A 13,532-nucleotide genomic window follows, 5' to 3' on the forward strand; every position below is an offset into this window, starting at 1 on the left:
CAGATTGCCGGCGAGGAAATCGAGCGGGATTTCGTTGCGCCGGGTCTTGTCGAACAGATAGCGGCTGCCGCGCACCCAGGTCCACATCGCCAGAACGATGGTGAAGGCCACCGCAAGCGACGCCCAGCCGCCCTCGAACACCTTGACGATGTTGGAGGCAAAGAAGCCGATGTCGATGAACGCGAACACCGCCGTCATCGCCACCGCCACCCACAGGCGCCATTTCCAAATGCGCGTCATGACGACGAACAGCAGCACCGTCGTCACCAGCATGTTGCCGGTCACCGAGATGCCATAGGCGGAGGCCAGCTTGCTCGATTCGCCGAAACCGACGACCAGCAACATCACTGCCAACGCCAGCATAACGTTGACGCGCGGCATGTAGATCTGGCCCGACTGCCGTTCCGACGTGTGCAGGATTTCGAGGCGCGGCAGCATATTGAGCTGCACCGCCTNACCCAGGTCCACATCGCCAGAACGATGGTGAAGGCCACCGCAAGCGACGCCCAGCCGCCCTCGAACACCTTCACGATGTTGGAGGCGAAGAAGCCGATGTCGATGAAGCCGAACAGCGCCGTCATGGCGACCGCCACCCACAGCCGCCATTTCCAGATGCGGGTCATGACGACGAACAGCAGCACCGTCGTCACCAACATGTTGCCGGTCACCGAGATGCCATAGGCGGAGGCGAGCTTGCTCGATTCGCCGAAACCGACGACCAGCAACATCACCGCCAACGCCAGCAAAACATTGACGCGCGGCATGTAGATCTGGCCCGACTGCCGTTCCGACGTGTGCAGGATTTCGAGCCGCGGCAGCATATTGAGCTGCACCGCCTGCCGGGTCAGCGAGAAGGCGCCGGAGATCACCGCCTGGCTGGCGATAACCGTCGCGGCAGTGGCCAGCACCACCATCGGGATCAGCGTCCAGCCTTCGTTCATCTCGAAGAATGGGTGGCCGACGTGACCGTTCTTCGCCANGCACCACCATCGGGATCAGCGTCCAGCCTTCGTTCATCTCGAAGAATGGGTGGCCGACGTGACCGTTCTTCGCCAGCACGAAAGCGCCCTGCCCAGCATAGTTGAGCAGCAGGCAGGGAAACACGATCCACAGCCAGGCGACCACGATGGGCCTGCATCCGAAATGGCCGAGATCGGCATAGAGTGCTTCGGCGCCGGTGACGGCGAGGAAGATGGCGCCGATGGTCACGAAAGCGACGTCGGGCGAATTGATCAGGAAGGCGACGATGTAGTGCGGGCTCACCGCCCACAGGATTTCTGGATCGGCGATGATGTGGTTGNAATTGATCAGGAAGGCGACGATGTAGTGCGGGCTCACCGCCCACAGGATTTCTGGATCGGCGATGATGTGGTTGAGACCGGAAAGGCCAATTGCCAGGAACCATACGGCGGTCACCGGGCCGAACACCAATCCCACCCCGCCGGTGCCAAAGCGCTGCACCGCGAACACCATGGCCAGGATGACCAGTGTCAGCGGCACCACATAGGGCTGGAAGGTCGGCGTGACGACGTTCATACCCTCGACCGCCGACAGCACCGAAATCGCGGGCGTGATGACCGCGTCGCCGAAAAACAGCGAGGCGCCGACGATGCCGATGCCCAGGATCACCGCCGACCGCTTGGGGAAACTGCCGCGCGCTAGCGCCATCAGCGACAGCACGCCGCCCTCGCCGCCGTTATCGGCGCGCAGCACGAACATGATGTACTTGATGGTGACGATGATAGTCAGCGACCAGATGATCAGCGACAGCACGCCGAGGATATCGCCGCGCTCGGCGACATTGCCGCCCGACGACGCCACCAGCGCCTCACGGAACGCGTAGATCGGGCTGGTGCCAATATCGCCATAGACAACGCCGAGCGCGCCTAGCATCAGCACCTTGGTGCTGTCCTGTTCGATTTCGGGATGGCTCGATTGTTCGACGGGTTCTGCCTCGCTACCAGCATTGGTAAGGGCCATGGACGACACTCCGATAAGGGGCGGCCCTCTACCTTTGCTGCACTGCAATATCAAGTGCCGCGACGTAATGGCTCCGTATGCGGACCGCATTTGTCGCCGCACCGGCGGATTGTCTCATACGAAACCACGATCCCGCTCCCAGGCCATTTCCTCGACGAGACACAGGCTCAAGGGGACCTGAAGGAGGGCCAGACCGGATGGGCGATGATCTGCGGCAGGAAACGATGGCGCTGCTTGTAGCTGACGGCATATCTTTCTCCTTTGTGTGTCTGCCAGACGAGCGGGCGGGCACGGAAGTGGTCGCGCTCTCCTGCCAGACATACTCGTCCAACCTGATGAAAACCTGACTTGTACACCCAGCCCAAACAGGCGCGAGGGGTCGGTCTATTACCAAAGGCTCTGAGGGCTGATTCTCTAGGGTTCCCGCCCAGAATGATCCGTGACCCTTGTTGTGTACCGCCGCGGGTTGATCGGAGGCTCCAACTCCTGAGAAGGTGAAACCATGACAAGCAAGGCGACCAACAAGTTCTCTCCCGAGGTCCGGACCCCCCGCGGTGCGGCTGGTTCTGGATCACGAACGCGAGCATACGTCGCGGTGGGCGGCGGTTTCATCGATCGCCGCCAAGATCGGCTGCAAGAAAGCCGAGCGTGACGGCGGCGTGCGCGCCGGAGTTCCCACGGATGCTGCGACGAAACTGAAGGCTCTGGAACGCGAGAGCCGCGAGCTTCGCAGGCCAACGAGAGCAAGGCTTCCGCGTATTTTGCCCAGGCGAAGCTCGTTGACCGCCGGTTCAGGCCACGATCGCGTTCATCGACGATCACCGCAAGGCGCATGGGGTTGAGCCGATCTGCAAGGTGCTGCCGATCGCCCCGTCGACCTACCACGACCATGTCGCCAAGCGCGTCGACCCCTGCCGGCTGTCGGCTCGGGCAAGATGGGATACAGCCTCGAAGGATGAGGTCCGACGGTTTGAGGCGAACTTCCGCGTCTACGGCGTTCGCAAGGTCTGGCGGCGGTTGCGTCGCGAGGGCTTCGAGGTCGCCCGCTGCACGGTTGCCCGCTTGATGAAGGCCATGGGCCTCGAAGGCATCGTCCGCGGCAAGCCGATCCGCACTACGGTGAGCGACAAGGCCGCACCTTGCCCTCTCGACCACGTCAACCGCCAGTTCCATGCTCCGGCGCCGAACATGCTGCGGGTCTCCGACTTCACCTGCGTCGCGACCTGGACGGGCTTCGTCTATGTCGCGTTTGTCGACACCTATGCCCGTCGGATCGTCGGCTGGCGGGTGAGCCGGACGGCGCATGCAGCCTTCGTTCTCGATGCCCTGGAACAGGCTCTCCATGATCGGCGGCCCGCGCGGGGAGGCGGGCTCATCCATCACAGCGATAGAGGCAGCCAAGGCGGATTCAACCGGATCGTCGCAACACCGGCATCATACTGACCCCCAAGGAGCTGGTCGAGGAGTTCGGCAGGTGTTTTCCAGCCGAGCGTTTTGCGCGGTCTTGTGTTGATAGCATGGGCAACTGCGTCCAGTTCCCGGGCTGTGTGCCGACTGAGATCCGTGCCCTTTGGAAAGTACTGTCTCAGCAAGCCGTTGGTGTTTTCGTTGGAGTCTCGTTGCCACGGGCTTGGGGATCGCAGAAGTAAATCTCGAGCCCGGTGTCGATGCGCAGGTCGGCTGCTGCGCCATTTCCGCTCCATGGTCCCAAGTCAGCGACTGACGCAGTTGCTCGGGAAGTTTGCCCATGGATCGGGCTATGGCTCTGCGGACTGCTTCAGCGCCGTGGCCGGCAAGTGGTGGACCGTTCTTGATGCGCAGGCTCTGCTGATAGCCATGCATGCGCGGCAGGTGAAGCACGCATTGTGAAGCGTGAACTTCGTTCCACGAGCGTACCGATCGCCTAGCTTCCGAGGCCAAGGATGAGGTCGCCTTCCCAATGTCCGGGGACAGCCCGATCGGCAATTTCGGCCGGACGGTCGCTTATGATAACGGCGTCTCCAATGAAGGACTTGTTGCGAACTCGGGCCCGTTCGCGCGGTACGCGCAACGCTCGGCCTGAACGCAGACATGCGGTAAGTCCTCGGCGCAATGCTCCGCGTCCTTGAATGTACAAGGACTGATAGATCGTCTCGTGGCTGATCCGCATGGTTTGATCCTCTGGGTAATCGATCTGAAGCCGATTTAGCGATCTGCTCGGGGCTCCAGGCTGCCGACCACCTCCGGCTCTGTCGTTTTTTCCATACCCACCTTGGGGCCCTCGAATGAGGCGCCATTGGGATTGGTGACTTTGCCGGCCAAGCGCTCCTCAACATTCACGCAGAGCCGGATTGACCGCCAGCTTGCCAGGAGGCCGCCGGGACTCACGATCGGCGTGCCATTGGGCGGCACTGGCCGGTAATCCAGATTGCCGCTGCGCGTCGCGGCATTGCGCCTGACCTCCCGCGAGATTGTGCTCGGCGGCCGACCTAGCTTACGAGCAACGGCCCGGATGCCGATTCCCTTGGCAAGCTCAAGCGCAATATCCTCGCGCTCCCGAAAGAAAGATATCGCCCCGAAGGCGGCTTCGCCCACGGCGCCAAATGCGTTGGCGGCATCCCTCCTGCACTCCGAACCAGCGCGGACCAAGAGGCGTTGATATACAGGCATCCAGTGCGGCCTCCTCGCTCGAACGTCCCAAGGCAATAGCTTGCCAGAACCGGAAGCGATTCTCACGCTGCCAGGCAGGCGGACGCCCGGGCGAATCTAGCTTCTTTCGAGTGCACCGATCTAAGCGCGTTGGTGAACCGTCATTGCAACCTCCAACCCTTGGTGTTGCGACGACCGGTTGAATCCGCCCAACACGTCAGCATTCAATACACCGAGCGCTTGGCGGAGGCCGGCGTCGAACCCGCAGTGGGCAGTGTCGGCGACTCTTTCGATAATGCTCTCGCCGAAACGATCAACGGTCTTTACAAGGCCGAGGTGATCCATCGACGCGGACCCTGGCGCTCATTTGAGGCCGTCGAGTTCGCCACGCTCGAATGGGTCGACTGCTTCAACAATCGCCGGCTGCTGGAGCCCATCGGCAACATCCCGCCGGCCGAAGCCGAGGAACGCTACTATGCCATGTTGGATGGACCAGCCATAGCCGCGTGACTCAAACGAAACGGCCTCCGGAATGCCCGGGGCAGTTCACATCGCATTTGATGCCAGCTTCATCGTATTTTCTTCGGCTTGGACGGGCACTTGGCAGACCCACAGAGCTGGGAACCCTTTGCCATACTACAACTGTAACATCATATCGGTTTAGCAGGTCAAGCTTCGGTGGTAACCTCATTGGGTAGAATAACTACTTTGGAGGCGAGCAATGGATCGCGATAACAAACGGGCACGTGCAGCTGCAAGATCATCTCAAGGCGGGGGGAGCAGTAGCCTCCGTGACGTTCCAGAGGGGCCATTGAGCGATGTTGCAGAACGGCTGGTAACCGCTAACCCGCGCGATACAGCGCGAAATCTTGGGGGCTTCAAAGGCCTCGGGACGCACGAGCGAACAGCCGTTCGGGGCACTCAACCCGGGCCAGAAACTGACCTCGCGAGATTTGAAAGGCGGACCAATCGGCTTGGACGATCAGCCATCAATCTGGCCGCGACATTAACAGCCGAATTGGGGTACAGCACGGATGACATAGCATTGCAGAAAGTCGGAGCGGCCAGTAATCTAGGCGATTACCTAACGCCAGGGCTGCAAGATGCTATTGTTAATCGCATTGGCAACATGGATCCGCCGTCGCAAGCTCTCGGAGCTTATTACGTTGCGCCACACTTCAGTAAGTTTACTGACGAAAACAAATCTCGCATTCTTGATCAGGCCATTGGATTGGCTTCTTCTGATCCGGATGGCAATGTCAGGATGATGGCATCCAATGCTATTCTCAACATGTATCAACAGTTAGACGCAAATCAACAGGCCCAAGCTCACTCAGTTTTTCCCGGCATGCAAGACATCTTGCCGCACATGCCGCCGCCGCAGCATGCAGCAGAGGAACGGAGTGCGAATCTGGACGGCCACATAGCAGGTATTGAGGCTGCAGTCCGTGATACAGTAGGCCCGCAAACCTCCTATGAACAGCTGCAGCGGGGTGCTCAAGTCGGGCGGTCCATAAGCCAAGCCTACAATCACGCCCGAGAGGACCTAATGGAGGCCACCCGAAGCAGAGATCGCTCCGGCCGTTGATGTCTCGGCCATGGTACAGTGACGCTTTCTCTCCCGAATTCCGTCTACGGCCTTGCCGTTTCCAATTCGCTGGCCGTTGACGTACAAAAACCACGTCTGCCGGGTGATGCGCTGCAAGCATCGCACCACCCACTGCGGCATCGATCTGTCGAGCGGCGACATCGCGCGACGCCGGTTCGGTCTCTGAAGCACGCGCAGCATTAGCTACGGCTAATCCGGCAATGGAACAATGCTTTCAACAAAAACGACGCCCCCCAACATAGCCATTAGCATCGCGTGCTCACTCGCCGTGGGCTTCTGTGCGGCAAGTCTTTACGCAACCTTCCGCCACGGCGGCAGCGGCGAGGCTCTGATGGCGTTTGATGTCCGTGCCTTTTGGTTTGAGACGCCCTTCTATTTGGGTTTCGCAACCCCCGTTTTCTATCGGGGCGCGGCTATCGTGCTCTCGACGTCCGCGGTCGTCTTGCTGATTCAGCAGATCGTATTGCGCCGCAAGCTCGAACACCACGGGACGGCTCGTTGGGCTCGAGTGGATGAAATGCGACGCACGGGATATCTGCGACGATACCGTGGCGTGACAGGGCCGGTGTTTGGGAAGACAAGTGGCCCTTTCTGGCCTGGCTACTACCTGACCAATGGCGAGCAGCCTCACAGCCTCATCGTTGCACCGACCCGCGCTGGCAAGGGCGTCGGCATAGTCATTCCAACGCTACTTACGTTCAAAGGCTCGGTGATAGCTCTGGACGTCAAGGGGGAGCTCTTTGAGCTCACCTCGAGGGCGCGCAAAGCCGCAGGTGACGACGTGTTTAAATTCGCGCCGCTGGATTCGGAGCGGCGCACAAACTGCTACAATCCGCTGTTGGATCTTATAGCGCTGCCTCCACAGCAGCAATTCACCGAGGCCCGCCGCTTGGCCGCAAACCTGATTACGGCCAAGGGGGAGGGCGCGGAAGGTTTCGTCAGCGGCGCGCGAGATATCTTTGTCGCGGGAATCCTTGCCTGCATCGAGCGGGGCACGCCAACAATCGGCGCCGTCTACGACCTCTTCGCCCAGCCGGGGGAGAAGTTTAAGCTCTTCGCGCGACTCGCTATGGAGACTCAGAACAAAGAGGCACAACGCATCTTCGACGACATGGCGGGGAACGATACGAAAATCCTAACCTCCTACACTTCCGTGCTCGGCGATGGCGGGCTCAACCTGTGGGCGGATCCCGCTGTAAAGGCGGCCACAAGTCGCTCGGACTTTTCGGTCTATGATCTTCGCCGTCGCAGAACGTGCATCTATCTTTGCGTTGGTCCGAACGACCTTGAGGTGATCGCGCCTTTGATACGCTTGTTTTTTCAGCAAATCGTTTCAATTCTGCAGCGGTCGCTGGCCCGCCGGGATGAAAAGCACGAGGTTCTCTTCCTGCTCGACGAGTTCAAGCACTTGGGTAAGCTGGAGGCGATCGAGACCGCAATCACGACTATCGCGGGCTACAAGGGGCGTTTCATGCTCATCATCCAAAGCCTTTCGGCACTGACGGGGGCTTATGGAGAGGCTGGCAAGCAGAATTTTCTCAGCAATACCGGACTGCAAGTGTTCATGGCCACGGCTGATGACGAAACTCCGAACTACATTTCCAAGGCCATCGGTGAATACACGTTTGAAGCCAAATCGATTTCCCACAGCCAGGCGCGAACGTTCGACTGGACCATTCAGAATTCACATCAAGGTGCACCGCTATTGCGTCCCGAACAGGTTCGGCTGCTCGATGACGACTACGAGATTGTTCTCATCAAAGGTCTGCCACCATTAAAATTGAGGAAGGTGCGATNTTCGGCTGCTCGATGACGACTACGAGATTGTTCTCATCAAAGGTCTGCCACCATTAAAATTGAGGAAGGTGCGATATTTTCGGATCGCATTCTGAAACGCATCTTTGAAAGCCAGACAGGCGCCCTCCCGGAGCCGGCGCCCTTGACGGGAGCAGAGGAGGCGCTCTCCGCAGAATCTCAACTCGATGACCCGCTGTGTGAATTGGCGCAGGACTTTGACGATACAGTTTGATGTGAGGCTAGTATGAACCCGCGAAATAGTAATCCATCCCGTGTAACAGCTTTGTCGCAGGTGCAGGACGCCGGCTTGGAAGACGGGCAAGCGGTCCAGGCCCGGCGAGTGGACTTTGAGCAGCACGTGTCCGAGGCGCTCCGGCCGCTGTTCGATGGTCGAGCTGACGAGCCGCCTACCGGTCCAGATGAGCTTCTGCGACTGGAAAAGGGGTTTCGCGAGGTGCTTCAGCGAGGGCAGGATCATCAAGCCGCCTCGTCTTTTTTCAGCGATCCAAGGATGCCCGCTGGACGGGATGACCCCAAGGGAAGCGTGTCGGACGCTTTCGCAGCAGCCGGCTCTAGGCACGCCGGAGTTGAGGCCGCCGCCCCGCCAGTGTTAGCTGCCAGCCAACAGCAGATCCGGCCCTCGCCAGTTGCGTTTGACCGACCGGTATCATCCTCGGCTGCTGCAGGCGTGCGCTTGTATGCCCCTTCGATGATCTCTCGGAAGACCAGTTCCGAAAACTGCGATCAGTTGCCCGCCTTGTGCTGCCGCCTCGCCGTCGAGGTCGAAACGCCCGCGAATCAATGGAAGGTCAGCGGGCCATGGGGGCAGAGTGCAACGGCGTCTACACCGCCTATTTGAGGGGAGAGGTACACTTGGCTTTCCTGTTCCAGCAGCATCCGGCCGCACACCGACGCGATGGGGAGCTAGAATTCAAATCGGACCTTCGCAAGGCACGCACCGCGGATCAAACGCCGTTCGTTTGGGAAAAATGGCTCAGTACCGACAAAGCTTCTGTAATGGCCCTAGTGGCCTCGGTCGCGCTCTTGGTCGCGATACAGTGGCAAGACCCCCAGATCAACGAGGCGGTCCTAAGCGAACTGCGGACGATTCAGATCAACTACGCATTGCTCCAGCGAGACGTCGCCCGCGCAGACATGGTATTGGACTTCCGTTCCGTTGCTTCTACCGGGCAAGCATTAAAAAGGAACCTTCAAAACTACCAACGCCTTGTTGAGATCTCGCCCAATGAGAGCTCCGGGGTGCACTCCAGGTTGGTTGCACAGCTCAAAAATTCCCTCGAAAACACAGAAGCTGCCATCTCGGCCTCGGCCGCGCAAAATGAGCTTCTGCAAAGCTCTCTGGTACGCTTTGCTCGCTCGGCTAATCGCCTTCGGGGGGGAGTGTCGAACAGGCCTGAATTTTCCAATCTGATCCTTCAATTTTCGGCCAGACCGGGATTCAGCCTCGCATTACAAATCGATCAGTCTCTCCGCCGACTTCCTCCTAGCCAGGACCAAGTCACGGAGGATGTTGCCCGCGAGGGCCGCGCTATCCTGTCCTCAATGTTGAGGTTGGACCGCGCTGTCAATCGGATCCCATCCTTCGACACGTTCGCCAAGGCTGCCGAATTGGAGCGAGAACATCTGAAAGCCTACAGCTTCGCCAGCGCGCAAGCGCAGCGTACACGACTTTTCTTTGGCTTGGTGTCCATATGCCTCTGCTTGTTTGCGACCATTCGAGCCTCCACGCTGCATGTGCGGACGAACCGGTTGGAAAGGCGGTTAGAGCTTGAAGCGGCGATGAGTGAGATCGAAGCTTGTTTCATCGACAGTCAAGCAACGAAGGCTTCGCGGCGCTTCTCCACCGAAGCAGCGCTTAGACTCATTCAATGCGTTTTCGATGCGGATCAATGCGCGCTTGCTCTGGTGGATCCGAGTATCAGCAGGAATACCGAGTACTTTGTCGCGAACAAGCGCATGCGCGTCTGGAACGCCACGCTAATCCATGAAGTCGTCTCACTTGTACACCCGGAACAGCCAGTGTTTCGCGTCGTTCCGGCGTCGGAAGTGGTTCGGACTGCCGTAGGCACTACCGGTGTTTGTCAAATTGTTGGTTGCCGGGCCTCCGATCAGCAGGCTGCGGTTTGTATCCTTGTTTTTGAAGGAGATCGCTCACCACCCTCCACAGACGACCTCCTGGTTCTAGCGAGCGCTACTGTGCGTTTAGGCAACCATCTTGAAATGCAACGTGTACACACGGAACGTAACCTTTTTGAGAGTCGATGGGAGCATGCGGAAAGGCTGACGGCTGTCGGCACAATCGCAAGCGGCGTTACACATGAATTCAATAATGTTCTAGGAGCAATAGTCGGCTACGCAGAGATGGCTAAAGGTCTTGTGCGTCGCCCCTCGAGAATTCGGGGCCACATCGGCCAAATTATCTTGGCCAGCAACCGAGCCAAACTGATTATTGATCAAATTTTGTCACTAAGCCGAAATCGGAAGCGCGTGACGATGCCTTTCGACGTCTCGGAGAGTTTAATGGATCTCGCGCCATTGCTGCGGGTTACACTTCGTGCGGATGTTCAGTTGAATTTCAAGATCAACGAGTGGCAAACGGTGATCGAGGGCAGCCCGACCGAGATACAGCAGATCCTTATGAATCTATGCAAGAACGCATCGGAGGCTCTCTTGAATGAGGGCCGTGTCGAGATTAGCGTTTCTCGCGCTCACGTCTGTCAAACGAAGCCCGTGGCTAAGGGCACCTTGAAACCGGGAGATTACGTTCTCCTCTCCATCAGCGACGATGGCCAAGGAATCGCAAGTTCGGTGCTTCCGCATATCTTTGAGCCCTTTTTTACCACGCGCTCTCGCGTCGGCGGGACCGGACTGGGTCTTGCTGCAGTGGACCGCCATGTGAGCGCGCTCGCAGGATGCCTTGACGTCACCTCGGCTGTTGGCCGAGGTACACGCTTCGATCTCTACTTACCGGCCTGCGCTGAGGAGCAGGTCAGAGCTGATAGCGCTTTCGGCCCATGCGATGGATCACTTGGCAACGGAGAAATCATTGCAGTCGTTGACCCCGATCCAGCAGCGTTGGAGATCTACAAGGATAAGATCGCCGCGCTGGGTTATAAGCCGGTCGGCTTCGCGACCTTCGAGAGTCTTTGCGACTGGATCGAGAGCGGGAAGGCAGCCGACCTCCTAATTTTCGATAAAGCGACTTTCCTCGGGCCAGGACAGCCCGAAGCCGTACGTACCACCCTGATGACGGTGCCCATCATCGTCGTTGGTGGAAGCGACCCAATGCCGATCACATCTGGTAATCAGACCTTCGTCCTTTGGCTAGCCAAACCGGTCTCGTCCAGGACGATGGAGCATGCAATTCGTAGGATGATAATGGCATGATGCCGCCGACGCGCTCAGGATACCGAGCTGTCGAGGCAGTCGGAGGCGGAGCCGGCTGGGATCCAGCAAATACAAGAGCGTCGGACGATCTCTGCGCACCCGGCTCATGGCGAGTTCCCCTCGAACACTGTCGTCGGCTTCCGCTCAAGGAAGGCTCCCCGACCACGGCAAACCTGCCGCCGTGCTCGTGACCGTCAAGGACAAGTCGCCGCGCGATGGGGTCTGCGGGCCTCCATACTTGAAGTCACTGCGCGCTGGCGGCGACAGGCGACGGGCAATATAAGGTCGGGACGAGGAGATGGTCGCCAATCGGTCACGCAAGATGGTTGACGAGATGACTCGAGAGCAAAGCTTGACAATCATCGCCCCATTCACGCCAGACTTCTCCTGTGCGTTCATCATCGGCCACGGCTCCTCGCTGCCCCGACAAGGCTATCGCCGCCCGGCCGGGCAAGCGATATCCCAGGTTCCGACGTGTTCCTTTCATGCTTGATGGACCTAGGCCCCGGCAGGCATGTGGCTGGGTTCTCGGTCGCGGATCTGTGAGGCAAGCACGGGGTAAGCGACGGCTCGACCCACCATTGGGAAGGCCGGCTTCGGCACGGAGGTGCGGCCTCGGCGTTGAGAGGCATCGGATCGGGTGTAGCAGGACTTTCGAACTAACTGCCGACAACACACTGGATAGGCCGTTCTCGTCGTTCGGTCCAGTTCACCAACGCCTATGTCGACATTTTACGGCGCTTCACTACTAACCGGGCACCGCACGATGGCAGCTCGTTCTCTCCGGCAAAAGGTACTCCCTGTGTTAGCTTCCGTGTTGTGTGCTTGCCCTCAACTGCGGGATACGTAAGGCCATCCCTAAAAGCATCGAATGCGGCAGCAACAGCGCGAATCCCAAGCGATGCTCCGCCGTACGCGGACAAGACCGTTTTCGAAGTCCACTAGTCCGTCCTTGGCCAGCATCGCCAAACGCTCATCTGAACCGCGAAGACGGATCGGATCAGATCCGTGGGCGACACAGATTGCCGGCACGTCAGCCTCGAAATCGCACATTAATCGCTCGATGATTGCNCGGATCAGATCCGTGGGCGACACAGATTGCCGGCACGTCAGCCTCGAAATCGCACATTAATCGCTCGATGATTGCGGCTCGCACGCGGTCGTCGTCTGTGAGGCGATGGCCCTTCGATGTCGCCAGTCGGCCAACTGCGATGTGCTGGATGTAGATATCCCGTGTAACTTCGTTTTGAACGTACCCCTGGCCGATGCGGCCGATAGCCGACGCGCCGAAACCGATCAGGGTTCTGCAGGTATCCGCCGAGTAGCCCAACNGTCCGGCAAAGCGAAATGGTCGAGCCCGATCTGTCGGTAGCCGGCGGCAATCAGCGTCACGGCGACAGCCGCATGCTGTTCAGCGCGGGCAGCGCTGGCAAGCCGGTCGGGGCGCATGGCGACCGCTGCCCTCGCCGTCTCGACCCACGACACCACCGTTTGACGCGGCAGGCGTCCCACGGTGATAACAAACCAGTCAGCTCCGCCTGGGAAATTTTGCCAGCTTGCCGGATCCGACGAGATAATGCAGCGCTGGGACGGACTTTGCTCGCCAGCTAGCGACCGTGGTGATCTCTGCCAAAAGGACGAGGCCATGAACGCGATCGGCGCTAACGGTGGGCGTTTGTATAAGCCTTGGGGTGGGAACTGGGCCTTCTATGCTGGCGCCACATACAAGCTCAACGAGACAACTTCGTTCTACCTTCGGCTCTCCCGGTGACCAGCTCTCAGTAGCGTCGCGGCAAACGTTGCCTATGGGCTTCTTTTCGATTTCACAGCTACGGCGACTCCAAACTCAGCAGTCGGCAAGATGGAAGCTTCCAACGGGAACTGCCCAATGCGAACAAGAAGAGCAGTGTCGGCAGTAATCCTGCGCTTCGAACGCTCATCCTAACGCCGTGAAGCGTTGAGCTCCGAGGTTGGGCAGACCAAGCCCGCAACACGCTCCAAGAGAACGGCGCATAGAAGCCATACGAGATTGCAGCCTAGCTGTTTAGTCCCAAGGTTTGATGGGTTGGATCGAGCCTGAATCGTTCGGGCTCTTTTGTCCAGATTTTGC

5 protein-coding genes, 6 pseudogenes and 1 other annotated feature are annotated in these 13,532 nt (G+C 59.1%); of the genes and pseudogenes, 7 read left to right on the plus strand and 4 right to left on the minus strand.

The window, feature by feature from the left end:
- Nucleotides 1-438 (minus strand): KUP/HAK/KT family potassium transporter (locus X728_RS0136570; RefSeq protein ID WP_196815124.1); only part of this gene is annotated, 438 nt, incomplete at its 3' end.
- A gap of 14 nt (nucleotides 439-452) precedes the next feature.
- Nucleotides 453-1,980: pseudogene (locus X728_RS01000000167400) on the minus strand (KUP/HAK/KT family potassium transporter); the annotation flags it as partial.
- Between the two features lie 197 nt (nucleotides 1,981-2,177).
- Between X728_RS01000000167400 and X728_RS1000000170705 the strand changes: the two are divergent.
- Both X728_RS1000000170705 and X728_RS137555 read left to right on the plus strand, forming a co-directional pair.
- On the plus strand, nucleotides 2,178-2,327 hold the full coding sequence (locus X728_RS1000000170705) for a hypothetical protein (protein ID WP_155924053.1): 150 nt from the start codon (nucleotides 2,178-2,180) through the stop codon (nucleotides 2,325-2,327).
- Nucleotides 2,328-2,482: 155 nt separating this feature from the next.
- Nucleotides 2,483-3,381 (plus strand): annotated as a pseudogene (locus X728_RS137555) (IS3 family transposase); the annotation flags it as partial.
- Nucleotides 2,734-2,853: a sequence feature (AL1L pseudoknot), on the plus strand. It overlaps the preceding pseudogene by 120 nt.
- On the opposite strand, the pseudogene X728_RS01000000167405 reads toward X728_RS137555, so the two are convergent.
- Nucleotides 3,360-4,813: pseudogene (locus tag X728_RS01000000167405) on the minus strand (IS30 family transposase). The pseudogenes X728_RS137555 and X728_RS01000000167405 overlap by 22 nt on opposite strands.
- A gap of 2 nt (nucleotides 4,814-4,815) precedes the next feature.
- Between X728_RS01000000167405 and X728_RS137550 the strand changes: the two are divergent.
- From X728_RS137550 to X728_RS137540, 4 genes and pseudogenes are all read left to right on the plus strand, one after another.
- Nucleotides 4,816-5,118, plus strand: a pseudogene (locus X728_RS137550) (integrase core domain-containing protein); the annotation flags it as partial.
- Nucleotides 5,119-5,653: 535 nt separating this feature from the next.
- Nucleotides 5,654-6,196, plus strand: coding sequence for a hypothetical protein (locus tag X728_RS1000000171915; protein WP_245261254.1), 543 nt, complete (start codon nucleotides 5,654-5,656; stop codon nucleotides 6,194-6,196).
- Between the two features lie 229 nt (nucleotides 6,197-6,425).
- A pseudogene (virD4, locus tag X728_RS01000000167410) lies at nucleotides 6,426-8,246 on the plus strand (type IV secretion system ATPase VirD4).
- A gap of 641 nt (nucleotides 8,247-8,887) precedes the next feature.
- Entirely contained in the window at nucleotides 8,888-11,422 is a 2,535-nt protein-coding gene (locus tag X728_RS137540) for a two-component system VirA-like sensor kinase (RefSeq protein WP_031196191.1), read from the plus strand.
- 854 nt (nucleotides 11,423-12,276) lie between these two features.
- Here the strand turns inward: X728_RS137540 and X728_RS1000000170710 are convergent.
- Nucleotides 12,277-12,925: pseudogene (locus X728_RS1000000170710) on the minus strand (hypothetical protein); the annotation flags it as partial.
- Between the two features lie 142 nt (nucleotides 12,926-13,067).
- Here X728_RS1000000170710 and X728_RS1000000171920 point away from each other — a divergent pair.
- Nucleotides 13,068-13,193: a porin gene (locus X728_RS1000000171920; protein ID WP_245260350.1), complete on the plus strand. Its 126-nt coding sequence runs from the start codon at nucleotides 13,068-13,070 to the stop codon at nucleotides 13,191-13,193.
- Nucleotides 13,194-13,532: the final 339 nt, after the last annotated feature.

It is taken from the genome of Mesorhizobium sp. L103C119B0 (assembly GCF_000502235.1).
Classification (GTDB): domain Bacteria; phylum Pseudomonadota; class Alphaproteobacteria; order Rhizobiales; family Rhizobiaceae; genus Mesorhizobium.

Bases quoted from the DNA above. Each gene is read 5' to 3' on its own strand.
- X728_RS1000000170705 (WP_155924053.1), top strand. From the start codon at position 2,178: ATGGGCGATGATCTGCGGCAGGAAACGATGGCGCTGCTTGTAGCTGAC.
- X728_RS1000000171920 (WP_245260350.1), top strand. From the start codon at position 13,068: ATGAACGCGATCGGCGCTAACGGTGGGCGTTTGTATAAGCCTTGGGGT.